Raw genomic sequence first — 22,711 nt, 5'->3', positions numbered from 1 at the left:
GACCCAGGCTAGGACTCCTCCCGCGGGTCCGGCAGGTGCCCGCCGCGGCCGGCGGACCCGTCGCCGCGCTCCCCGCGACCCGCGGGACGGGCCTGGCCGAGCCGCACCGGCAGGCGCCGCCAGCCGCGCAGCACGCGCGTGCCGGTGCGCTGCGCCCCCGCGGCCGGCCGCAGGTCCGGGAACCGCTCGAACAGCGCCCGCAGCCCCACCTGCCCCTCCAGCCGGGCCAGCGGCGCGCCCAGGCAGAAGTGCCGGCCGCCGGAGAACGCCAGGTGCTCGCGGGCGTTGGGGCGGCGCACGTCGAAGCGCGCCGGGTCGGCGAACACGTCCGGGTCGCGCCCGGCCGCGCCCAGCAGCAGCACCACGCGGGTCCCGCGGCGCACCGGCTGCCCGGCCACGACGGTGTCGCGCAGCGCGCGCCGGGACGTCAGCTGCACGGGCGCCTCCAGCCGCAGCGACTCCTCCACGACCCCCGGCCACAGGCCCGGGTCGGCGCGCGCCGCCGCGAGCTGGTCCGGGTGCGCCAGCAGCAGCGCCGTCGCCGACCCCAGCAGGTTCACCGTCGTCTCGAACCCGGCGGCCAGCAGCAGGCCGGCGGTGGCGCGCAGCTCGCGCTCGCTGAGCCGCTGCCCGCCGTGCTCGTCGTCGGTGACGGTGACCAGTCCGCTCAGCAGGTCGTCGCCGGGGTCGCGGCGCAGGCGCTGCAGGTGCTCGCCGACCCACGCGTCGAACCCGCGCAGCGCGGCGTCGACGGCCCGCACCTCGCGCCAGCCGGCCGCGACCTCCAGGCTGGCGGCCACGCCCGCCTCGAAGCGGCGCACCTGCTCGCGCCGGTGCGCGGGCACGCCCAGCAGTTCCGCGACCACCGCCAGCGGCAGCCGCAGGGCGTAGTCCTCCACCACGTCGACGACGGGACCGCGGCCGGACAGCTCGTCGAGCAGCTCGTCGGCCAGCTCCTGCACCCGAGGGCGCAAGCCCTCCACTGCGCGGGCCGTGAACACCGTGGAGACCAGCCGCCGGTAGCGGGTGTGCTCGGGCGGGTCGACCGCCAGCATCGACGGCGGCTCGACGGGGTGGGTGGGCCGCTCCCGCGAGGCCCACGCCAGCGGCCGGCGCAGCACCGGCACGGGCGCGTCGTGCAGGGCGCCGACGCCGAACTCCGGGCTCGTCAGCACCTCGCGCACCACCGCGTGCGAGGCGCTCATGCACGTGAAGCGGCCCGTCAGCAGCGGGCCGGCGGCGCGCACCCGCTCGTGGAAGGCGTACGGCTCGCGCCAGGTGGCGGGGTCGGCCAGCAGCAGCGACTGCAGGTCCCCGGCGCGGGCGCCGCGGCGCACCGCCAGGCGCGGCATCCCGTGCTGCACGCCCCAGCGCAGCGTCCCGCGGACCTCGCGCACGAGCGGCGCGGCCAGCCGCCCCGGCACGCTCACGGGGCCGGCGGCGCGTCGTCCGGCGCGGCGGGGTCGGTGGGCTTGTCCAACGCCCCGCCGAAGCGGCGCTCGCGGTGCGCGTACGTCTCGACCGCCGCCCACAGCGCGCGCCGGTCCACGTCCGGCCACAGCACGTCGGAGAACACCATCTCCGCGTACGCCGCCTGCCACGGCAGGAACCCCGACGTGCGCTGCTCGCCGCTGGAGCGCCAGAACAGGTCCACGTCGGGCATGTCCGGCTCGTCGAGGAAGCGCGCCACGGTCCGCTCGTCGACGCGGGCGGGGTCCAGGCGCCCGGCCGCGGCCTCCAGCGCGATGGCGCGGGCCGCGTCGGCGATCTCCGCGCGCCCGCCGTAGTTCACGCACATCGTCAGCGTCAGGACGTCGTTGTCCCGCGTCAGCTCCTCCGCGGCCTCCAGCTCGCTGATGACGCTGCGCCACAGGCGGGGACGGCGCCCGGCCCAGCGCACCCGCACGCCCCAGCGGTGCATCTCGTCGCGGCGGCGGCGGATGACGTCGCGGTTGAACCCCATGAGGAAGCGGACCTCGTCGGGGCTGCGCTTCCAGTTCTCCGTCGAGAACGCCCACGCCGACAGGTGGGTGACGCCGACCTCGATGGCGCCGGCCACGACGTCCAGCAGCGACGCCTCCCCGCGCCGGTGCCCCTCGTTGCGCGGCAGCCCCCGGGCGTTGGCCCAGCGGCCGTTGCCGTCCATGACGACGGCCACGTGCCGGGGCACCAGCTCCGGCGGCAGCTGCGGCGGCCGCGCGCCCGACGGGTGCGGCGGCGGGGGCTCCACGACGCGCCGGGCGGCGTCCGGGGTGCGCGCGGCGGCTCGGCGGCGGCCCAGGGCGGTGCGGCGGGCTGGCGTCTCCACGACGCAGGAGCTTGGCACGGCCCGCGGCGCGGGCGTGCCGCAGGACGGCGGGCGGGTCGGGACGCCGGGACGGGCGCGGGCAGGATGGGGCGCGTGACCCGCATCGCCCTCGTCCGCCACGGCGAGACGGACTGGAACCTGCACGGCAGGCTCCAGGGCCGCTCCGACGTGCCCCTCAACGACACCGGCCGCGCGCAGGCGCGGGCGCTGGCGCCCTGGTTCACCGGCGGCGCGTGGGACGCGGTGGTCAGCTCCCCGTTGGCCCGCGCCCGCGAGACCGCCGAGATCGTCGCGGCCGGCGCGGACCTGCGGCTGACCGGGACGGACGACGCGCTGGTGGAGCGGGACTTCGGCGAGGCCGAGGGCATGGACTTCATGGAGCTGGCCGAGCGCTGGCCCGACGGGTCGCGGCCGGGCATGGAGGCCGACGACGTGGTCGGCGCGCGCGGCGCGACGGCGTTCGAGCGGCTGGCCGGGGAGCACGCCGGGCGCGACCTCGTGATCGTCTGCCACGGCACGCTCATCCGGCTCGGGGTGCTGGCGTGGACGGGCACGACGGTGGAGCGGATCGTCAACGCGACGGTGACGCTCGTCGAGGGCGGGCCGGGCGCGTGGCGGGTGACCGGGGTGAACCTGGGCGGCCCGGCGGCCGGCTGAGCGGCGCTGTCGGGACGGCGTCGGGACGGCGTCAGGAGGGTGCGGCCACCCCCGCGGGAGCCTCGCGCTCGACGTGCCGCAGCGAGCGGATGCCCTGCTCCAGGTGCCACTGCAGGAACGCGGCGACCAGGCCGCTGCCCTCGCGGCGGCAGCGCTCCTCGCTGACCTCGGCCGTCGGCCAGTCGCCCGACAGCAGCGCGGCGAGGTGGCCGAGGGTGCGCGGGTCGGGGGCGGCGGCACCGGGCGGCCGGCACGCGGCGCAGACCGCCCCGCCGGCGGCGACGGCGAACGCCCGGTGCGGGCCGTCCTCGCCGCAGCGCGCGCAGTCGGCGAAGCTGGCGGCGTAGCCGGCCACGGCCAGCGAGCGCAGCAGGTAGGCGTCCAGGACGAGGACCGCGTCGTGGTCGCGGCGGGCCAGCGCCCGCAGCGCCCCCACCAGCAGCAGGAACTGCTGGGTGGCGGGCTCGCCCTCCACCTCGGTGAAGCGCTCGGCGGTCTCCAGCAGGGCGTGCCCGGCGGTGTAGAGGCCGTAGTCGGCGGCGATCGCCTCGCCGTGCGGGGCGATCACCTCCACCTGGGTGACGACGTCCAGGGACCGGCCGCGGGCCAGCTGCACGTCGACGTGGGTGAACGGCTCGACCCGCGCGCCGAAGCGGGAGCTGGTGCGGCGCACGCCCTTGGCGACCGCGCGCACCCGGCCGTGGTGGCGGGTCAGGAGCGTGACGATGCGGTCGGCCTCGCCGAGCTTGGCGGTGCGCAGGACGACCGCCTCGTCGCGGTAGCTGCGCGGTCCTGCGATGCCCGGGCTCACCGGAGCATCCTCCCCCACGCCCCCGACACGGGCCCGCCCCCGCGCCGCCCGGCACCCTCACCGACGACCCACCCGCCGTAATCTTGCACTGAGTCGCACGCCCACCAGCGAAGCCCTCGGCCTGCGCGGTCCGCGTGCGACTCAGTGCAAGATCACGGCGGGTGGTCGGGGTCCGAGGTGGCGGCTCAGGCGACGTGGACGCGGTCGCGGCCGGCGCGCTTGGCGGCCGTGCAGGCCAGGTCCGCGTCGCGCAGGGCCTCCGCGGCCGGCGCCGGGCCCGCCACCCCGGCCGAGGCGGTCACCCGCAGCCCGACCGCCAGGTCGATCCACGGCGCCTTGCGCACCCCGTCGAGCAGGTTCTCGGCCACCACGAGGGGGTCCGGGCCACCGCCGGGGCCGGCGGGCAGCAGCAGCGCGAACTCGTCGCCGCCGTAGCGCACCACGACCCCCGTCTCCCCCGCGGCGTCGGCCACCAGCGCGCCCACCGCGCGCAGCACGGCGTCACCGGTCTCGTGCGAGTGCTCGTCGTTGACGGCGGTGAAGCCGTCCACGTCGAGCAGGACGGCGCTGAAGCGGCGGTCGGGGCGCTCCAGGACCTGCTGCAGCCGGCGGCGGTTGCCCAGGCCCGTGAGGGGGTCGACGAGGGAGGCGCGCCCGAGCCGGGCGTGCTGCTCGGCCATCTCCCGCTGCCGCACCCGGTCGCGCAGGGTCTCGAAGCGGCTCTCGCGGTCCTCCCACAGCCGGGCCAGGGCGATCCGCGACAGGGTCCGCAGCGCCTCGACGCCGGGGTGGTCGCCGTGCTCGAGGACGGCGGTGCGGGCCTCGGCGGCCATGGCCGTCATGCCCCACACGTCCAGCTGCGTGGTGGAGGAGGCGCGGCGCACGGCGGCCAGCAGGTCGCGGGCCTCGGCGTGCCCGCCGCGGGCGGCGACGGCCAGGGCGAGGCCGACGCGGGCGACCTGCGTCTCCACCAGCTCCTCGCGCAGCCGGAACCCGGCCATCGCCGGGCGCAGCCGCGCCTCGGCCAGGACGTCCTCGCCGCCGCGCTGGGCGACGAAGCCCTCCAGCGCCTCGGCGCGGGCGAGCATCTCCGGGTAGCCGGCCTCCAGCGCCAGCGCACGCATGCGGGCGATGACGGAGCCGGCGGCGGTGTAGTGCCCGCGCGCCTCGTCCGGACGCCCGGACACCTCCAGCATCGCCCCCCACGACACCTGCAGGACGGCGGCCTCCTGGGCGACGTTCAGCTGCACGCGCGGGGGCGGGAAGGTCGCGGCGAGCATCTGCCGCATGAGCTCGTCGGCGGGCTCGAACAGGGCCAGCGCGCGCAGCGCCAGGGCGACCGACATGGTCGCCGACAGCTGGTCGTAGGTGCGCAGCGGCTGGGCGGAGACGATCATCCGGCCCTCGGCGAGGTGGTCCATCGCCAGCGCGGTCTGGCCGAGGTCGACGCGCGCCTCGGCCAGCAGCGCGAGCGCCTTGGCGCGCCAGACGGGGTCAGCGCCGGTGCCGAGGCGGTCCAGCAGGTGCCCGGCCTCCTCGCTGGCCTCGGCGGCGCGGCCGAGCTGGTGCAGGGCGACGCCGGCGATGAACTGCAGGTAGCGGGCGGTGCGCTCGTCGCCGGCGGCCTCGCAGAACGCCAGCCCCTCGCGGGCGGCGGTGATGGCGCGCTCGCCGAACCCGTCGAGGTAGAGGCGGTGGGCCCACTCGGCGAGCAGGTCGTACGGCCCGAAACCGGTGACGTGCTCGACCGCCCCGGCAGCGGACGCCCCGGGAGAGCCGCCCACGTCGCCGGGCTCGGGGGGACGCACGCGCACCACCCCTCTCCGCACGTGCCCGATCACTGGAAGTCACGACTGTATCGGTCGGGCGGCGTCGCGGCGCGCGAGCGACGAGGTTGAACGTGACACGAGCTGCGGGGGTGCCCCGAGCCGCACGGGCGGCCCGGGGCGCCCCCTCAGCTCAGCCGCCGGTCAGCGCAGGGCGCGGTTGACCGCGGAGACGACCGCCTTCAGCGAGGCCGTCGTGATGTTCGCGTCGACGCCCACGCCCCACAGCACCCGGTCCCCCACGGCGCACTCGACGTAGGCGGCCGCGCGGGCGTCGCCGCCCGCGGACAGGGCGTGCTCGGCGTAGTCCAGGACGCGCACGTCGACGGGCCGGTCGGCCAGGGCGGCCAGCGCCGCGCAGAACGCGGCGATCGGGCCGTTGCCGGTGCCGCTGACGGTGGTGGCCCGGCCGGAGTCCAGGAGGTCGACCTCCAGGGCGTCCGTCCCGTCGACCTCGCTGGCCGAGCGGGTGGCGCGCAGCGCGAACCGGCCCCAGTCCGGCGTCCCGCTGGGCGAGGGCAGGTACTCGTCGGAGAAGATCGAGAAGATCTCCGCCGCGGTGACCTCCCCGCCGGCGGCGTCGGTGCGCTCCTGCACGACGCGGCTGAACTCGATCTGCAGCCGGCGCGGCAGGTCCAGCTGGTGCTCGGTCTTCATCAGGTAGGCCACGCCGCCCTTGCCGGACTGCGAGTTCACCCGGATCACGGCCTCGTAGCTGCGGCCCACGTCCTTGGGGTCGATCGGCAGGTACGGCACCGCCCACTCGATCTCGTCGACGCTCTTGCCGGCGGCCGCGGCGTCGCGCTCCATCGCCTCCAGGCCCTTCTTGATGGCGTCCTGGTGGGAGCCGGAGAAGGCCGTGTAGACGAGGTCGCCGCCGTAGGGGTGGCGCTCGGGCACCGGCAGCTGGTTGCAGTGCTCGACGGTGCGGCGGATCCCGTCGATGTCGGAGAAGTCGACCTGCGGGTCGATCCCCTGGCTGAACAGGTTCATCCCCAGCGTGACCAGGCAGACGTTGCCGGTGCGCTCGCCGTTGCCGAACAGGCAGCCCTCGATGCGGTCGGCGCCGGCCAGGTACCCCAGCTCGGCGGCGGCCACGGCGGTGCCGCGGTCGTTGTGCGGGTGCAGGGAGAGGACGATGTTCTCCCGCTGCGCCAGGTTCCGCGACATCCACTCGATGGAGTCCGCGTACACGTTCGGCGTCGCCATCTCCACGGTGGCCGGCAGGTTCACGATCACCTTGCGCTCGGGCGTGGGCTCGAAGACCTCGACCACCGCGTCGCACACGCGCCGGGCGAACTCCAGCTCGGTGCCGGTGTAGCTCTCCGGGGAGTACTCGTAGTAGACGGTCGTGCCGGGGACGGTCTCCTCGAACTTCCTGCACAGCCGCGCGCCCTGCAGCGCCAGGTCGACGATGCCGTCCTCGTCCATCCCGAACACCACGCGCCGCTGCAGCACCGAGGTGGAGTTGTACAGGTGGACGATCGCCTGCCTGGCCCCGCGGATCGCGTCGAAGGTGCGCTCGATGAGGTGCTCGCGCGACTGCGTCAGCACCTGGATGCGCACGTCGTCGGGGATCAGGTCGTCCTCGATCAGGGTGCGCACGAAGTCGAAGTCGGTCTGGCTGGCCGAGGGGAAACCCACCTCGACGTCCTTGTAGCCCATCTGCACCAGCAGCTGGAACATGCGCAGCTTGCGCTCGGTGTTCATCGGGTCGATGAGGGCCTGGTTGCCGTCGCGCAGGTCGACGGCGCACCAGCGGGGGGCGCGCTCGATGCGCTGGGTCGGCCACGTGCGGTCGGGCAGGTCGACGGTGATCTGCTCGTGGAACGGGCGGTACTTGTGCACCGGCATCGGCGACGCGGTCTGCGGGTTGTCCACGGTTCTGCTCCTCGGGTGGGCTGGCTGCGGGGCGGCCGGCGCGCACGACGAGGTCCCGCGGCGGGGAGACCGGCCTAGCTGGCCCCGACGCGGCGACGAAGGAGCAGGGTCTCCCGTCGAGCCACGTCCAGCACCGTACGCGCCCGGCGCGCGCCCCGTCCACGCGGGGCGTGGACGGGCCGCGCGCGGGGCGCCGGGCGACACTGGGCCCGTGGACGCGGGGAGCACGGCGGCGGGACGGGGCCCGCGCCGCGACCTGGTGCGGCACGGCCTGGTCCTCGGCGCGCTGCTGACCGCCGGGGCGCTGGCCGGCTCCCTGCTGCCCGGCGACGGCGGGCCCGGGGAACCGGGCGCGGCGCCGTACGGCGTGCCCGGGTGCAGCACCGGCGAGGGGGCGGGCCCGGTCGACGTCGTCGTGCGCGCCCGGCCCCTGAGCGCCGGTGGCTCCCCCGCGCCGGCGCTGGGCGGTGCGGCCGGCGGTCCGGGGGTGGGTGCCAGCGTGCGGAACCTCGCCGGGTACGAGGCCCGCGGCCTGGCCCCCTGCGACGTCGTGCACGTGCGCCTGCACCTGCAAGACCCGGCGGGCGGGTCGGTCACCGGGACGCTGGCGGCGGCGCCGGCGCCCGTGACCGCGGTGGACGGGGCGGACGGGGAGCTGGTGGCCGTCGACTGGACGACGTGGGAGTCCTCGCTGCCCGCCCACGCGCGCGCCGGCGACCTGGAGGACCAGACCGCGTGGTTCGTCACCCTCCTCGACCCGGCGCCGGGCACCTACCGGCTCGTGGGCCGGGTCAGCGCCGGCACCCCGGAGGTCGCCGGCGACGTGGAGGTCCTCCTCGACGTGGTGCCGGCCGGCTGACGACGGCTCCCGGGGCCCCCGGGGCCCGCGCGCCGGGGCGGGTCAGGGCAGGGCGAGCCGCGCCCACACGACCTTCCCCTCGCCCTGGTCGCTGACCCCCCAGCGCTCGGCGAGGGCCTCGACGATCGCCAGGCCCCGCCCGCCCAGGGCGTCCGGGCCCGCGGCGCGCGCCGCGGGGTGGCGGGTGGAGCCGTCGCTGACGGCCACGCGCAGGTGGCCGGTGTCGCCGAGGTGGCTCAGGTGCAGGTGCGGCGGGCTGCCGGTGTGGGTGACGGCGTTGGTCACCAGCTCGCTCACGACCAGCTCCGCGCCGGCGGTGACGTCCTCGTCGACGCCCCAGCTCCGCAGCGTCCGCAGCAGGAACCGGCGCGCCTCGGCGACGGCGCGCAGGTCGGCGGCCAGCGCCGTGCCGGCCTCGGCGTGCTGCACGCGCGGTCCGCTGTAGTCGAGGACCAGCAGCGCGGCGTCGTCGGTCAGCCGGTGCGGGATGGCGGCCGTGACGGCGCTGACGAGCTCCTCGCACGAGGCGTCCCGGTGGGTGCGCAGCACGTGCGCCACCGTCGCCAGCCCCAGGTCGCTGCCCTCGGGGGCGGCCTCGACGACGCCGTCGGTGTAGAGCACGAGGCGGCTGCGGCCGGTGAGCTGGCAGCGCCCGACCTCGTAGACGGCGTCGTCGGTGACGCCCAGGGCGGTGCCGGCGGGGGCGTCGAGCTCGGTGACCTCGCCGCCGGGGCCCAGCAGCAGCGGGGGCGGGTGGCCGGCCAGGGCCGTGACCACCTCGCCGCTGCCCTGGTCCAGCCGCACCAGGCAGCAGGTGGCGAACAGACCGGTGTCCAGCTGGAGCAGGACCGAGTTGGTGCGGGCCAGCGCGGTGGCCGGGTCGTGCCCCTCGCTGACGTAGGCCCGCACCGCCGTGCGCAGCTGCCCCATGAGGCCCGCGGCGGTGGTGTTGTGCCCCTGCACGTCGCCGATGACGAAGGTGACGTGCTCCCCGGTGCCGGGCACGACGTCGAACCAGTCGCCGCCGACCTCGGCGGCGGCCACGGCCGGCAGGTAGCCCACGGCCACCCGCACCCGCTCCAGCTCCGGCAGCCGCCGGGGCAGCAGCCCGCTCTGCAGGTCGCGGGCCAGCGTCGACAGCGCTTCGACGGACTCGGTGAGCCGCTGCTGGGCCTCCTGCTGCGCGTCGTACAGGCGGGTGCGCTCCAGCGCCTGGGCGACCTGCCCGGCGACCGCGGCCAGCAGGTCCGTGACCCCCGTGTCGAGGACGGCCGCGTCACTCCAGGTAGCGGTCAGGGCGCCCAGCGGCCGGCGCGCCCGGTCCAGCAGCGGCACCGCGTGGGCGGCCTCCACGCCGGGCATCTCGACACCGCGCAGCCCCGGCCAGGCCCGCAGGTGCGCGCCGCTGGAGGAGACGGGCGCCGCGGTGAGCACCGCGTGCGTGGAGGGGGACGACGCGCTCAGCGGCAGCCGGACCGGCGTGCGGTGCACACCGGCCGGCGTGACCGACGAGTGCACGCCGGCCAGCGCGCCGGCGTCGGGGTCCAGCAGGAGCAGGTGGGCGCCCGTGCAGCCCAGGGCGTCGGTGAGGGCCTCGGGGACCCGCGCCGCGATCTCGGCGGTGGAGGCGGCCGTCGACAGCAGCGCCGTGACGTCCTGCAGCAGCTGCAGGCGCTGGGCGGTGTCCTCGGCCTCCCGGCGCGCCCGGTGCGCCTGGCCGAGCAGCCGGGCGTTCTCCACCGCCGCGGCCGCGTGCGCGGCGACGGCCCGGGCGGCGATCTCGGCGCCCTCGTCGAAGTGCCCGGGCTCGCGGTGGGCGAACAGCATCGCGCCGATCACGCGGGCGTCGGGCGTCGTCACCGGCACGGCGAGGTAGCTGCGCACGCCGGGGTGCTGCGCGGGCAGCCCGGCCGTGGCGTTGGCGCCGTAGCGGGGGTCGCGCAGCACGTCCGGGCTGCGGACGACCTGCGCGCCGGAGAAGGTCGGGGAGAACATCGCCGTGTGCCGCAGGGGCACCCGGTCGGGGAAGGCGCCCGCGGACTCCCCGGAGACCGTGTAGAGGTCGAAGCGGCCGCCCTGGGCGTCCTCGCCGGAGTAGAAGAAGGCGCCGTACTGCGCGCCCGTCATGCTGACCCCGGCGTCGGTGACGCTGCGCAGGGCCCGGCGCAGGTCCATCTGCCCCAGGCCCGCCGCCATGGCGGCCAGCTGCAGCAGCTCGGCGCCGGGCGCCTCGCGCGCGGCGCGCACCCCCTCGCCGGCGCTCACGGGCACCGCCCAGTGACTGTCCGTGTCGCCACGGTTGCAGTGTGCCCCACCGACGGGGACGGCGTCAGGAAGAGCGGGCGTCCGGCGACGGACCACGGGGACGGACCGCGCGGGCGCTCCCCGCGGGCGGCAGGCGGTCCACCAGGTCGGCGAGCGAGCGGCCGACGGCCTCGTGGTCCGCCGTCGGCGGCAGGTGATCCCGCGCGACGGCGGGCAGCGCGCGGACCAGCTCGACCAGCTCCGCGCGCTGGTCGGCGGGCAGGGCCGTCAGGTCCAGGAGCGGCAGGTCCTCCTCGTCGACCTCCCGCAGGTGGGCGGCCAGGTCGCGATCGCGGGCGGTCGCCGCCAGGGTGCCGACGATCCAGGAGAAGATCCCGGTGCGGACGGTCCACCACTGGCCGTCCGGCAGGCGGATGTCGCGGGACACGACGTGGATCCTCCTCCAGCGCCGTCCGTGCCGAGGGGCGGCCCTACGTGCGGGAGGAGACCGGCCCGGCGGCCACCGCGCCCACCGCCGCCAGCACCTCCGCCAGCGGCGCCGGCCGGCCGAACAGGTAGCCCTGCGCCAGCGGGCAGCCCAGCGCCAGGAGCACGTCGCGCTGCTCCGCGGTCTCCACGCCCTCGGCGACCAGCCGCAGCGCCAGGGCCTCGGCCAGGGCGACGACGCCGCGCAGCAGGCGCACGCGCTGCGGGCAGGAGGCCAGGTCGCGCACGAACGAGCGGTCCAGCTTCAGGTGGCTGACGGGCAGCACGTCCAGGCGGTGCAGCGAGGACCACCCGGTGCCGAAGTCGTCGACGGCGACCGCGACGCCCAGGGCGCGGACCTGCTCCAGGGCCGCCAGGGCGCTCGCGGACTCCGCCTCCAGCAGCGTCTCGGTGACCTCCACGACGAGCGCGGCCGGCGGCAGGCCCGCCGCCCGCAGCGCCGCGGCCAGCCCGTCGGCGTACCCCGGGGCGGTCAGCTCGCGCCCGGAGGCGTTGACGGTGACGAACAGGTCCCGGCCCGCCGCGGCGCGCAGGGCCACCGCGTCCTCGCAGGCGCGGCGGACCACGTGCGCGCCGAGCGCGCCGACCAGGCCGTGCCGCTCGGCGGCCCGCACCAGCTCCAGCGGCGGCACGGGACCGTGCCCGGGCCGGTCCCAGCGCACGAGGGCCTCCACCCCCAGCACCTGCGCGCCCGGCAGCGCCACCACCGGCTGGTAGTGCACCCGCACCTCGCCGCGCTCCAGGGCGAGCGCGAGGTCGTGCGCGAGGGCGACGTCCCCGTCGCCGGCGAGCGCGCACCGCCCGCGCCCGGCGTCCTTGGCCTCGTACAGGGCGACGTCGGCGCGGCGCACGAGGTCCGCCCCGCTCTCGCCGGGGCGCAGCTGCGCCACGCCGACGGACACGCCGGCCGGGGCGGCGGCCAGGCGCAGCCGCTCGGCCAGGGCCAGCGCCGCCGCGCCGTCGTGCCCCGGCAGCAGGACGGCGAACTCGTCGCCGCCGTAGCGGCCGAGCAGGGCGCCGGCGGGGACCAGGGCCCGCCAGGCGGTGGTGACCGCGCGCAGCAGGTCGTCGCCGGCGGCGTGCCCGCCGGTGTCGTTGACGGCCTTGAAGTGGTCCAGGTCCAGCAGGACGACGGACAGGCCCCGCCCCCGGGCGGCGTCGGGGACGGCCGCGCGCAGGGCGTCGCCGAACCCGCGGCGGTTCAGCAGGCCCGTCAGGGAGTCGCGGCTGGCGCTGGAGGCGCGCCGCACGAGCGCCCCCACGACCGCCGCCACCCCGACCAGCACGACGTCCTGGGCGGCGACCGCGCCCGCGTCCAGCCCCGGGCGCGCCGCCAGGGCCAGGCTGCCGGCGGTCAGCGCGGCGCCCAGGTGCAGCAGCGCCGGGCGGGGGGCGAAGAAGAAGAACGCGTCCAGGGCGACGAACGCGTAGATCCCGGCCAGGGCCACGGAGGAGGCGGTGTCGGGCGCGGCGAGCACGACGGTCGTGATGAGGCCGGTGCCGCCGCCGACGAGGACGTGCCAGGTCCAGCGCGGCAGGAACCGCCCGCGCCACAGGCACCCGGCGCCCACGGCCGCCGCCACGACGACGACGGCGGCCAGGACCGTCCCGCTCCAGCCGCGGGCGGCGCCGGCCAGCACGACGCACAGCACCGCGGTCGCGCCCAGCAGGTAGAGGAACCCCGTCGTCGCCGCGACGGCGCGGGGGGTCGCCACCTCGGGCGTGCGCGCGGTGTTCTCCACCCCGTCCCCGTCGGCCGTCCGCGGGGCGGGGTTGACGTCCCCGGGTCGCTCCTGCGACGGCTTCCACCCGTCCGGCGCACGCGCGCCCCCCGCCCGGGGGGCGGGGGGCGCGTCGGGAACGGGCGGGATCTCAGGTGCCGTCGCGGGGGTTCAGCTGCTCCGGGTCGGCGTCGGTGTCGGGGGCCTCGCCGCCGTCGCGGGAGGTGTCCGCGCCGTCGCCGGTCTCCTCCCCGCGCAGGTCGCGGGGGTTCAGCTCGCCGGGGTCGCCATCGGGGTCCACGGCGGGGTCGGGGGTGCCGGTGGTGGGTTCGCTCACGCGCCCAGCCTGCACCGCTCCCCGGTCCCCGGCACCTCGGGCGCGGGCGGGCGCCTCAGCCGCGGCTCGCCTTGACCCGGGCCTCGACCAGCCCCAGGACGACGTCGCTGAGCTTGCCGAGGACGGCCAGCAGGACGATCGCCAGCAGCATCTGGTCGGTGCGGCCCTGGTTCTGCCCGTTGATCAGCTGGAACCCCAGCCCGACCGAGGAGGCGATGATCTCGGCGGCCACGAGGAACAGCCAGCTCTGCGCCAGGCCCAGCCGCAGCCCGGACAGCAGCGAGGGGGCCGTCGCCGGCAGCAGGATCTCGGTGAACAGCCGCAGGCCCCGGCGCCCGTAGGCGCGGCCCACCTCCACCATCGCCGGGTCGAGGTGGCTCAGCGCGGAGTAGACCGTCGTGAAGACGGGGAAGAAGGCGCCGATGGCGATGAGGACGATCTTCGGGGTCTCCCCCAGCCCGATCCACAGCCCCAGCAGCGGCACCCACGCCAGCGACGGCACCGCCCGCAGCGCACCGAACATCGGCGACAGCATCCGGTCCGCCAGGCGCGACAGGCCCGTCAACCCGCCCAGCACGACCCCGAGCCCGGCGCCGACCGCGAAGCCCTGCGCGACGCGCTGCACGCTGATCGCGACGTTGGCCTGCAGCGCGCCGGTGGACCACATGTCCCCCGCCGCGCGCAGCACGTCCAGCGGCGGCGGCAGCTGGTAGCGGCTGAACACCCCCAGCGTCGAACTGAGCTGCCACGCCGCCAGCAGGAGCAGCGGCACGACCGCGCCCAGGGCCCACGCGGCCGCCGGCACCCGGCGCCGGGCGCCCTCCGCGGCGGGCTCCCGCGGCGGCGCCTGCGTCCCGCTCAGGGCGCTCACGAGGACGCCGCCTGCGCGAACTGCGGGGCGAACAGGCCCTCCAGCGCCGTGCGGGCCTCCTCCTCCGAGCGCACGTCACCGGTCTCGACCATCAGCGGGACGATCGCCTCCAGGACCTGCGCCTGCGCGTCGCCCGGCTCCAGGTCGACGAAGCTGGTGCGCTCCAGCACCAGCGCGGCGACCTCGTCCTCCTGCTGCGCCTCGGCGGCGTACAGGGCCTGCAGGTCGGCCGGGTTCTCCAGCGCCCACGCGCGCGCCTGCGCGTACGCGTCGACGACCTGCTGCGCCAGCTCCGGGGACTCCTCGATGAACTGCTCGCGCGCGTTGAGCATCCCGTAGGTGTTGAAGTCGACGTTGCGGTACAGCAGGCGCGAGCCCACCGTCAGCTCCGAGGCCGCCATGTTCGGGTCCAGGCCCGCCCACGCGTCCACGTCGCCGCGCTCCAGCGCCGCGCGGCCGTCCGGGTGCTGCAGGTTGACGATCTCCACGTCGGCGCCCGACAGGCCCGCCTCGGCCAGCGCCTGCTGGAGGAAGAAGTACGGGTCCGTGCCGGTGGTGGCGGCGATCCGCGTCCCGCGCAGACCGGCCACGTCGGTGATCGGGGAGTCCGCGCCGACGACCAGCGCCGTCCACTCCGGCTGGGAGTACACGGCGATCGTCTGCACGGGCGAGCCGTTCGCGCGGGCCTGCAGGACGGCCGAGCCCGCGGTGGAGGCCACGTCGAGGTTGTCGTTGCGCAGGAACTCGTTGGCGCGGTTGCTGCCCAGCGACTGCTCCCACACGACCGTCAGGCCGGCGTCCTCGAGGATCCGCTGCTCGCGCACCACCAGGCTCAGCGGGTTGTAGAGCGCGTAGTCCAGGCGGACGGTGTCGCCGCCGCCGGAACCCGAGCCGGAGCCGGCGCCCTCGGTGGCGACGGCGCCGGTGCTGTCCTCGCCCTGCACGCAGGCGGCGGCACCGAGCGCGACGCCGCCGAGGGCGAGGCCGAGGGCGGTGCGGCGGGCGAGGGGACGGGGGGTGCGCAGCACGGGGTTCCTCCAGGCAGGGACGAGCGGCGGTCCGGGACGGACCGGCGCTGCGGGGGGGGTGGAGCGGTGGTGAGGGGGGCGGGTCAGGCGTGCCGGGGCACGCCGAGGAGCTCCAGGAGCTCCACGCGGTGGGCGGCCAGCTCGGCGTCGCCGCGGTCGCGGGGGCGGGGCGCCGCCACGCGCAGGTCGCGCACCACGCGGGCGCCCTCGGCACCCTCGGGGGTGCCGAGCACGAGGACGCGGTCGGCCAGGTGCAGGGCCTCGTCGACGTCGTGGGTGACGAACAGGGTCGTGGCGCCCGTGCCGCGCTGGACGTCGTCGAGGAGGTCCTGCATCTTCAGCCGGGTCAGCGCGTCCAGCGCCGCGAACGGCTCGTCGAGCAGCAGCACGCCGGGCCGGCGCACCAGGGCGCGCGCCAGCGCCGCGCGCTGGGCCATGCCGCCGGAGACGCGGCGCGGGCGGTGCCCGGCGAAGTCGGCCAGGCCGACGGTCTCGAGCTGGTGGGCGACGCGCTCGCGGCCCTCGGCGCGCGGGGTGCCGCGCGGCAGGCCGAGGGCGACGTTGCCGGCCAGGTCGCGCCAGGGCAGCAGGCGCGGCTCCTGGAAGACGACGGCGCAGCGGTCGCTGACGTCGCGCACCGCCTCACCGCCGACCGCGACCTCGCCCGCGGTGGGCAGGTCCAGGCCGGCGACCAGGCGCAGCAGCGTGGACTTGCCGCTGCCGGAGGCGCCGAGGAGGGCGACGGTGGACCCGGCCTCGACGACGAGGTCGACGTCGGCCAGCACCCGGTGGGTGCCGCGGGCCGTGCCGAAGGAGCGCCCGACCCCGCGCAGGACCACGTCGGCGGGCTGCAGGGCGTCGGCGCGCGCGGTGGTCGCCGCGTCCGTGGGGGCCGTGGCGGCGGTGCGGGGAGCGCGCTCGGGCGCGGTCTCGTGCGCGGTCGCGGGACCAGGGGGCAACTCGGCTCCTCCATCGGTCCTGGCGTGAGCACCGTGCCCGGGCCCGAGGGCCCGGAGGTTGCTGCGGCGTCGTCGAGCCAGGTCTCTCGGCCGCTCTGGATGGTTGCACCATCAAAGGCCGAGGGGGGAGCCGTGTCAAACCAGGGTGCCCCGGGCAGCCGACCGCGGCGCGCGGCGTCACCGGGCGTGAGCGGACGGCGCGCGGACCCCCGCGCCCGGGCCGGGCCTCAGACCGGGCGCGGGTCGGGCATCTGCTCGCCCAGCGGCCGGACGTCGGCGACGGCCCCGCCGTCGCCGTCGCGCAGCCAGCAGCCGACCGCGCGCAGGCCCAGGTCGGCCAGCGCCGCGTCGAGCTGGACCGGCTCGTAGTAGCCGTGCGCGGGCGGGTCGCTCAGCGCCAGCCGCGACAGCACGCGGCCGTCGTCGGTGCTGACCACGAGCGCCCGCTGCTCGTGGTCGAGCAGCGCCGTGAGGAAGGTGAACGCCTGGGCCATGACTCCCCCGTTCCCGTCGGGACCCGGTGTCAGCGGGTGTCCCTGCGACGGTACCCGCGAAGGGCCCGGCGCACGCGCGGATCGGCGGGACCGGTCCGCGTGTCGCCGCGGGGGCTCAGGCCCCGGGGGGCGGGGGTGCCGCGGGGGCGCGGTCGAAAGGCAGGACCTGACCGGGGCGCAGCACGACGGCCCGCACGTCCGAGCGGCGGGCCAGGCGGTCGGCGAAGTGGCGTCCCGGCGCCCACCAGCGGTCGCCCATCGTGCGCCCGAGCGCGACCGGCGCCAGCGTCCCCCAGTGCACCGGCACGGCGAGGGCCGGGCGCACGCGCGCCACGACCCGCGCGGCCTGGCGCGGGTCCAGGTGGTGCTCGCCGAGGGTGTGGCCCCAGCCGCCCACGGGCACGAGCGCCACGTCCGGGCCACCCTCGTGACCCGGGGCCGGGCCGCCGTCCACGGCCACCGCGCGGCGCGCGCGCAGCTGCGCCAGGACGGCGTCCTCCAGGCCGGGGAAGGGGCCGGTGTCGCCCAGCGCCCACACCGTCACGGGCACCCCGTCGGCGCGCGGGACCTCCAGCAGGTGGCCGACGGCGGCCGCGTCGCGGGGCGCGCCGGTCAGCAGGGCCAGGGTGCGGCCGCCGTCGTGGTGGGCGGGCAGCGCGGTGACGGCCACCTCGCGGCGCGAGCCGTCGAAGGCGCGCACGGGCAGGTGGACGGTCTGGCCGGCGCCCGCCTCCACGACGCGGCTGCCGACGGGGCGCAGCCGGTGCCGCAGCCAGCGCGCGGCCCCCGGCGGGGCGACGACCCAGTCCGCGTCCAGCGCGCGCAGCGAGGCGACGTCGCAGTGGTCGTGGTGCAGGTGCGAGACGACGGCGACGTGCGCGCGGGCGGAGTGGTCGGCGGCCGGCACCGGCTGGCGGCGGCGCAGGTGCGCCAGGCCCGCGCGCAGCACCGGGTCGGTGACCACGCGCACCCCCTCCACGTCGACGACGACGGTCGAGTGGCCCAGCCACCGCAGCTGCCCGCTCACGCGCGCTCCCCCTCCTCCGCGACGACGCCGTCCCGCTCCCCCGGCGCCGGGGCCGGGGCCACGGGCACACCGGCGCGGCGCATCCAGCGCACGAGCTGCTCGTGCACGGCACCGGCCCCCACGAGCTGCTCCTCGCCCGGCACGGAGCGGTCCAGCAGGTCCCCGTCCAGCGGCCAGTCCGCGGGGTGCACGAGGACGGCGTCGTTCTGCCAGCCGCCCAGCCCGCCGTGCGAGGCGACCTGCTCCTCGAAGGCGTGCACCTCCCCCGTCACGGTGTCCACCGCGGAGTGCACCAGCAGCGCCGGGGCCGTCGCGAAGCCCATGACGCGGGCCAGCTCCCCGGCCGCGCGCGGGCCCACGGCCGCCAGCGGGTCGCTGCCGCGCACCGCGCCCGAGACGAGGTCGTGCTCGCCGCGCGGGCCCAGGGCGACGGGGACGCCGGCGCGCCGGCCCACGACGAACCCGACACCGGGCGTGGCGAGCAGGCCGGGCACCAGGGCCGGCCAGCGGGCGCCCAGGGCCGCCAGGTCCATCCGCCCGCCCGGGGCGTCCGGCACGCTCAGCAGGGCCGTGCAGCCCGCGGTGACCACGACGACCTCGTCGGCGCCGCGCGAGGACGGCTCCTGGCGCGTGCCCGCCCGCTGCGCCGTGCCGCTGGGGGCGAAGTCGCGCACGAGGACGTCCACGCGCCCGCGCACCTCCGCGCCCGTCGCCGTGCTCACCGTCGAGGACGCCGTCTCCGGGCGCGCGTGCAGCAGGTCCGCGACGACGTCCTGCACGCGGCGGCCGCACACCTGCTCGAAGGTGGCGCCCTGCGCCTGGCCGTGGTCGGAGAGCACGACGACGCGGTAGTCGCGGGGTGCGGCCGCGGCGACCTCGGCGAGCGTGTTCAGGGCCCGGTCGACGCCCGCGAGCGCGTCCAGCGACTCCGCGCGCGCCACCCCGGCGTGGTGGGCGACCTCGTCGTAGTCGAGGAAGTCGACGAACACGACGGCACGGCCCTGGGCCAGGTGCTCGGCCACCAGGGCGATGTTCAGGTCCCGCAGCACCGCGTTCGTCAGCGCCCGCAGCAGCACGTACCAGCCGCGGCGCGGGATGCGCGGCTCCACGCGGCGCACCCGCTGCTGCCAGCCCTGGTACAGCTCCTTGACGACCTCCCCGACGGTCAGCAGGACGCTGCGCAGCAGCACGAACGGCCGCAGGACGTAGCGCAGGTACGGCCGCCCCGACCCGCCGGCGCGCGAGGTCGAGACGACCAGGTGCGCGTGCGGGGCGTCGCCGGAGAAGACGTTGCCGACGCTGGCGCCGTCGGCGGCCAGCAGGCCCGCGCGCCCGGCGGCCCTTCCGGCGGCGCGGGCGCGCTCCTCCAGGATGGCCGCGTCCGCGGGCCGGTTGGCGACCAGGACGCGGCGCAGGTGCGGGTCCCACCAGCGGAAGGCCGGCACCTCCTCGCTCGTGCCGTGCAGGATCCCCGCCTGCGCGGCCGGTGTCGTCGAGGGCAGCTGGGCGCGCCAGCCGGCCGCGCGGTGGGTGCCGGTGCGCAGCCAGCGCGCCAGCGTCGGCGTGGTCCCCGCCTGCAGGCAGAAGCGCAGCAGCGGCAGCGACAGGCCGTCGACCTGCACGACGAGCAGCCCCGGCGGCAGGTCGCCCGCGGCGCGGTGCGGGTGGCGGCGCAGCAGCTCGCGCGCCACCCACCGGCTGTCGCCGGCGCCGACGACCCAGCGCGAGGCGACGCCCACGAGCCCCGTCCACAGGTACACCTGCCACAGCGCGCCGATCGAGGTCAGCTCCAGACCGGGCACGACCGTCAGGGCGGTGTGCAGCAGCAGCAGCTGCACGGCCACGCCCAGCAGCACCGTGACCAGCGGGCCGGTCACGGCCACCAGCGGGCCCAGGACCGGGCGCACGAGGAAGTCGCCCACGCCCAGCACCGCGGCCGCCCCCAGCAGCCACAGCGGGGAGGCGACCCGCACCCCCGGCACCAGCGCCGCGCTGACCCCCAGCGCGAACGCCGTGGGCACCAGCGACCACAGCCCGTCGCGCACGTCGCGCGCGGTCAGCCGGGTGCGCCACCACGGCGGCGCCGGCCGGGGCGCGCGCGGGCGCCCGCCCCCCGGGCTCCCCGGCGCGCCCCGCGCCGCGCCGTCCACCGGACCCCCCACCGCGCCGCCCCCGCGCCGACCCCGCGCCGGCGCCTCAGAAGCCGAGGCGCTGCAGCTGCTTGGGGTCGCGCTGCCAGTCCTTGGCGACCTTCACGCGCAGGTCCAGGTGCACGCGCGTGCCCAGCAGGGCCTCCACCTGGCGGCGGGCGCGGGTGCCGACGTCCTTCAGCCGCGCGCCGCCGCGGCCGATGACGATGCCCTTCTGGCTCTCGCGCTCCACGTACAGCAGCACGTACAGCTGCAGGACGCCGTCCTCGCGCTCGACCTGCTCGTCCACCACGACCGCCAGCGAGTGCGGCAGCTCGTCGCGCACGCCCTCCAGGGCGGCCTCGCGCACGAGCTCGGCGATCATCACCTGCTCCGGCTCGTCGGTCAGCTCCCCGTCCGGGTACAGCCGCGGGCCCTCCGGCAGGTGCGAGAGCAGCACGTCGGCGACGACGTCGACCTGCTCGCCGGTCACCGCGGAGGCGGGCACGACGTCGGCGAAGCCGCCCAGCAGCTCCTCGCCCAGCCGGCTCACCGCGAGCAGCTGCTCGGCCACCCGCTGCTTGGGCACGGTGTCCGTCTTGGTCACCAGCGCGACCTTCGCCGAGCGCGGGGCGGCGGCCAGCGCCTCGGCGATGAACCGGTCGCCCGGGCCGATCCGCTGGTCGGCCGGCACGCAGAACGCCACGACGTCGACCTCGGCGAGCGTCTCGTGGACCAGGTCGTTCAGGCGCTGCCCCAGCAGGGTGCGGGGGCGGTGCAGGCCGGGGGTGTCCACCAGCACCAGCTGGGCGTCCGGGCGGCTGACGATGCCGCGCACCGTGTGCCGGGTGGTCTGCGGCCGCGAGGAGGTGATGGCGACCTTCTGCCCCACCAGCGCGTTCGTCAGCGTGGACTTGCCCGCGTTCGGGCGCCCCACGAGGCAGGCGAAACCGGACCGGTGCGCACCGGCACCTCCCGCCGCACCGCCGCCCGCCGCACCGCTCGTCGTGTCAGCCACCGTCGCCCCCCGCTCGCGCTCCCGCCGCCGTCGCACCGGCGGCCCGTCCGTGCTCGTCGTGCTCCGGGCCGTCCCCGGTCTCCGCCTCGGCGCGGTGGACCAGGACCGTCCGCACCCGGTTGCGGCGCCCCGCTCGGCCCTCGGCCCGCAGGTGCAGGCCCTGCGCGGTGGCGGCGGCGCCCGGTACGAGGACCTCGCCGGTCGCCTTGGCCAGCAGCCCGCCGACCGTGTCCACCTCGTCGTCGGCGACCTCCAGGCCGAACAGCTCCCCGACCTCGTCCAGCACCAGCCGCGCCGGGACGCGGAACCCGCCGTCCTCCAGCGGCTCGACGTCCGGGGCGGCGCGGTCGTGCTCGTCGGCGATCTCGCCGACGATCTCCTCCAGCGCGTCCTCGATGGTCACCAGGCCGGCCGTGCCGCCGTACTCGTCGACGACCACTGCCACGTGCGTCTGCTCGCGCTGCAGCTGCCGCAGCAGGTCGTCCACCGGCAGGCTGTCGGGCACGAACACCGCCGGGCGCGCGACCTCCTCGGCCGTCGTGGCGCGCGCGGTGGCCGGGTCGGCGTGGAAGCGGCCGGCGACGTCCTTGAGGTAGACCACGCCCAGCACGTCGTCGGCGTCGTCGCCGACCACGGGCGCGCGCGAGAACCCCGAGCGCAGCAGCAGCTCCTCCACCTCGTGCAGGCCGGTGCCGCGGCGGGTGGACACGACGTCGGTGCGCGGGACCATCACCTCGCGCACCAGGGTGTCGCCCAGCTCGAAGACCGAGTCGATCATGCGCTGCTCGCCGGCCTCGACGACGCCGCTCTCCCCGGCCAGCTCGACCATCTCGCGCAGCTCGGCCTCGGAGCCGAACGGGCCGTGCCGCAGTCCCCGGCCCGGGGTGACGGCGTTGCCGACCTGGACCAGCAGCTGCGCCAGCGGCCCCAGCACGCGGGCCAGCGGGCCCAGCACGGGCGCGGCCAGGCGCCCGACCGTCTCGGCGTGCAGGCGGCCCAGGGTGCGCGGGCCCACGCCCACCAGCACGAAGTCCAGGGCGGCCATGCCCAGCCCGGCCAGCAGCAGCACCAGCCCCCACCCGTCGACCCAGGTGGCCACGACGACGGTCACGCACACCGCGGCCAGGGTCTGGGCGACCACCCGCAGCAGCGTGCAGACCGTCAGGACGGGCGCGGCGCTGTCCAGGACCGAGCCCAGGGCCCGCGCGCCGCGGCGGCCCTCGGCCTCCAGCTCGCGCGCGCGCCGGCGCGAGGTGCCCGCCAGCGCCGACTCGGCCGCGGCGACCAGCCCCGCCAGCACCACGAGCAGCAGCGCCAGCAGCAGCAGGGGGACGGCGGGGGCTCCCACGCCGCTCAGCCCCGCGCGTCGGGCCCGGTGCCGGGCAGCGCGCGGTGCCCGACCGTGGGGGTGGGGTCGCCCGGGCGGCCGATGCGGGCCAGGAAGCCCAGCACCAGGCGCCGCTGCAGGGTGAACATCTCCCGCTCCTCCTCCGGCTCGGCGTGGTCGTAGCCGAGCAGGTGCAGGATCCCGTGGGTCACCAGCAGCAGGACCTCGTCGGCCGTGGCGTGCCCGGACGCGGCGGCCTGCGCCGCGGCCACCTGCGGGCACACGACGACGTCGCCGAGCAGCCCCGGCTCGGACGTGGCGCCCTCGCGGCCGGGCCGCAGCTGGTCCATCGGGAAGGACATGACGTCGGTGGGGCCCGGCTCGTCCATCCACTGCACGTGCAGGCGGGCCATCGCCTCCTCGTCGACGAGCAGGACCGACAGCTCCGCCAGCGGGTGCACGCGCAGGGCGTCCAGGACGTAGCGGGCCAGCTCGGAGACCTCGGTGGTGTCGACCCCGCGCTCCTCGGCGAAGGAGCTCTCGTCGACGACGTCGACGCTCACCGCCGGCCCCGTCCCCGCGCCTCGGGGGGGGGGGGGGGGGGGGGGGGGGGGGGGGGGGGGGGGGGGGGGGGGGGGGGGGGGGGTGGGGGGGGGGGGGCGCCCTGCGGGGCGGGCTGCGGGGGGCGGGGGGCCGCCGGGGGGCCC

At 77.7% G+C, this 22,711-nt stretch carries 20 protein-coding genes and 1 riboswitch; of the genes, 2 read left to right on the top strand and 18 right to left on the bottom strand.

Annotated features, from left to right (window positions below):
- Positions 1-8: 8 nt before the first annotated feature.
- Together AB8M62_RS17655 and AB8M62_RS17650 are read right to left on the bottom strand one after the other, a co-directional pair.
- Positions 9-1,352 carry a cytochrome P450 gene (locus tag AB8M62_RS17655; protein ID WP_369070419.1) on the bottom strand — a complete coding sequence of 448 codons (1,344 nt, stop codon included), beginning with the start codon at positions 1,350-1,352 and terminating at the stop codon, positions 9-11.
- A gap of 74 nt (positions 1,353-1,426) precedes the next feature.
- Complete coding sequence (locus tag AB8M62_RS17650; RefSeq protein ID WP_373694990.1) at positions 1,427-2,281, bottom strand: isoprenyl transferase; 855 nt, start codon at positions 2,279-2,281, stop codon at positions 1,427-1,429.
- A gap of 120 nt (positions 2,282-2,401) precedes the next feature.
- Between AB8M62_RS17650 and AB8M62_RS17645 the strand changes: the two genes are divergently transcribed.
- The gene (locus AB8M62_RS17645) at positions 2,402-2,965 is read left to right on the top strand and encodes a histidine phosphatase family protein (protein ID WP_369070411.1); all 564 of its coding nucleotides are present in this window, start codon (positions 2,402-2,404) and stop codon (positions 2,963-2,965) included.
- Between the two features lie 31 nt (positions 2,966-2,996).
- Here AB8M62_RS17645 and recO read toward each other — a convergent pair whose 3' ends face one another.
- The 3 genes from recO to leuA all read right to left on the bottom strand — a co-directional run bounded on the left by recO (position 2,997) and on the right by leuA (position 7,456).
- A complete protein-coding gene (gene recO, locus AB8M62_RS17640; RefSeq protein WP_369053846.1) occupies positions 2,997-3,776 on the bottom strand; it encodes a DNA repair protein RecO in 780 nt (259 codons plus the stop codon).
- Positions 3,777-3,961: 185 nt separating this feature from the next.
- Entirely contained in the window at positions 3,962-5,590 is a 1,629-nt protein-coding gene (locus tag AB8M62_RS17635) for a diguanylate cyclase (protein ID WP_369070410.1), read from the bottom strand.
- A gap of 156 nt (positions 5,591-5,746) precedes the next feature.
- Positions 5,747-7,456, bottom strand: a complete 1,710-nt coding sequence (gene leuA / locus AB8M62_RS17630) for a 2-isopropylmalate synthase (protein WP_369070417.1) — start codon at positions 7,454-7,456, stop codon at positions 5,747-5,749.
- 238 nt (positions 7,457-7,694) lie between these two features.
- Here leuA and AB8M62_RS17625 point away from each other — a divergent pair, with 238 nt between their 5' ends.
- Positions 7,695-8,342 (top strand): hypothetical protein, encoded by a 648-nt coding sequence (locus AB8M62_RS17625; protein WP_369070409.1) that lies wholly within the window; start codon positions 7,695-7,697, stop codon positions 8,340-8,342.
- A 42-nt stretch (positions 8,343-8,384) separates the two neighbouring features.
- Here AB8M62_RS17625 and AB8M62_RS17620 read toward each other — a convergent pair whose 3' ends face one another.
- The 13 genes from AB8M62_RS17620 to ybeY all read right to left on the bottom strand — a co-directional run bounded on the left by AB8M62_RS17620 (position 8,385) and on the right by ybeY (position 22,567).
- Positions 8,385-10,607, bottom strand: coding sequence for a SpoIIE family protein phosphatase (locus tag AB8M62_RS17620; protein WP_369070408.1), 2,223 nt, complete (start codon positions 10,605-10,607; stop codon positions 8,385-8,387).
- 64 nt (positions 10,608-10,671) lie between these two features.
- Positions 10,672-11,034, bottom strand: a complete 363-nt coding sequence (locus AB8M62_RS17615) for a hypothetical protein (protein WP_369070407.1) — start codon at positions 11,032-11,034, stop codon at positions 10,672-10,674.
- Between the two features lie 43 nt (positions 11,035-11,077).
- On the bottom strand, positions 11,078-12,835 hold the full coding sequence (locus AB8M62_RS17610; protein ID WP_369070406.1) for a putative bifunctional diguanylate cyclase/phosphodiesterase: 1,758 nt from the start codon (positions 12,833-12,835) through the stop codon (positions 11,078-11,080).
- Between the two features lie 130 nt (positions 12,836-12,965).
- On the bottom strand, positions 12,966-13,151 hold the full coding sequence (locus AB8M62_RS17605; protein WP_369055648.1) for a hypothetical protein: 186 nt from the start codon (positions 13,149-13,151) through the stop codon (positions 12,966-12,968).
- A gap of 55 nt (positions 13,152-13,206) precedes the next feature.
- Positions 13,207-14,022 (bottom strand): ABC transporter permease, encoded by an 816-nt coding sequence (locus AB8M62_RS17600; protein WP_369055649.1) that lies wholly within the window; start codon positions 14,020-14,022, stop codon positions 13,207-13,209.
- Complete coding sequence (locus AB8M62_RS17595; protein ID WP_373694989.1) at positions 14,019-15,047, bottom strand: aliphatic sulfonate ABC transporter substrate-binding protein; 1,029 nt, start codon at positions 15,045-15,047, stop codon at positions 14,019-14,021. The genes AB8M62_RS17600 and AB8M62_RS17595 overlap by 4 nt, the downstream gene beginning before the upstream one ends.
- Positions 15,048-15,133: 86 nt before the next feature.
- Entirely contained in the window at positions 15,134-15,889 is a 756-nt protein-coding gene (locus tag AB8M62_RS17590; RefSeq protein WP_369055696.1) for an ABC transporter ATP-binding protein, read from the bottom strand.
- A 127-nt stretch (positions 15,890-16,016) separates the two neighbouring features.
- Positions 16,017-16,115, bottom strand: a riboswitch (SAM riboswitch).
- Positions 16,116-16,236: 121 nt separating this feature from the next.
- On the bottom strand, positions 16,237-16,503 hold the full coding sequence (locus AB8M62_RS17585) for a hypothetical protein (RefSeq protein WP_369055651.1): 267 nt from the start codon (positions 16,501-16,503) through the stop codon (positions 16,237-16,239).
- Between the two features lie 115 nt (positions 16,504-16,618).
- Entirely contained in the window at positions 16,619-17,530 is a 912-nt protein-coding gene (locus AB8M62_RS17580; RefSeq protein ID WP_369070404.1) for an MBL fold metallo-hydrolase, read from the bottom strand.
- Entirely contained in the window at positions 17,527-19,575 is a 2,049-nt protein-coding gene (locus AB8M62_RS17575) for a phage holin family protein (protein ID WP_369070403.1), read from the bottom strand. Before AB8M62_RS17575 ends, AB8M62_RS17580 begins: the two co-directional genes overlap by 4 nt.
- Positions 19,576-19,726: 151 nt before the next feature.
- Entirely contained in the window at positions 19,727-20,677 is a 951-nt protein-coding gene (gene era, locus AB8M62_RS17570; protein WP_369070402.1) for a GTPase Era, read from the bottom strand.
- Positions 20,670-22,025, bottom strand: a complete 1,356-nt coding sequence (locus AB8M62_RS17565; protein ID WP_369070401.1) for a hemolysin family protein — start codon at positions 22,023-22,025, stop codon at positions 20,670-20,672. Before AB8M62_RS17565 ends, era begins: the two co-directional genes overlap by 8 nt.
- Positions 22,026-22,030: 5 nt before the next feature.
- The gene (gene ybeY, locus AB8M62_RS17560) at positions 22,031-22,567 is read right to left on the bottom strand and encodes an rRNA maturation RNase YbeY (protein WP_369055656.1); all 537 of its coding nucleotides are present in this window, start codon (positions 22,565-22,567) and stop codon (positions 22,031-22,033) included.
- Between the last annotated feature and the right edge of the window lie 144 nt (positions 22,568-22,711).

It is taken from the genome of Kineococcus terrestris (assembly GCF_041020755.1).
Taxonomy (GTDB): domain Bacteria; phylum Actinomycetota; class Actinomycetes; order Actinomycetales; family Kineococcaceae; genus Kineococcus; species Kineococcus terrestris.
The sequence above is the reverse complement of the archived record's forward strand: the minus strand, read 5'-3'. Positions and strand labels throughout refer to the sequence as shown.

Bases quoted from the DNA above. Each gene is read 5' to 3' on its own strand.
- AB8M62_RS17585 (WP_369055651.1), bottom strand. From the start codon at position 16,503: ATGGCCCAGGCGTTCACCTTCCTCACGGCGCTGCTCGACCACGAGCAG.
- leuA (WP_369070417.1), bottom strand. From the start codon at position 7,456: ATGCCGGTGCACAAGTACCGCCCGTTCCACGAGCAGATCACCGTCGAC.
- AB8M62_RS17655 (WP_369070419.1), bottom strand. From the start codon at position 1,352: ATGCCGCGCCTGGCGGTGCGCCGCGGCGCCCGCGCCGGGGACCTGCAG.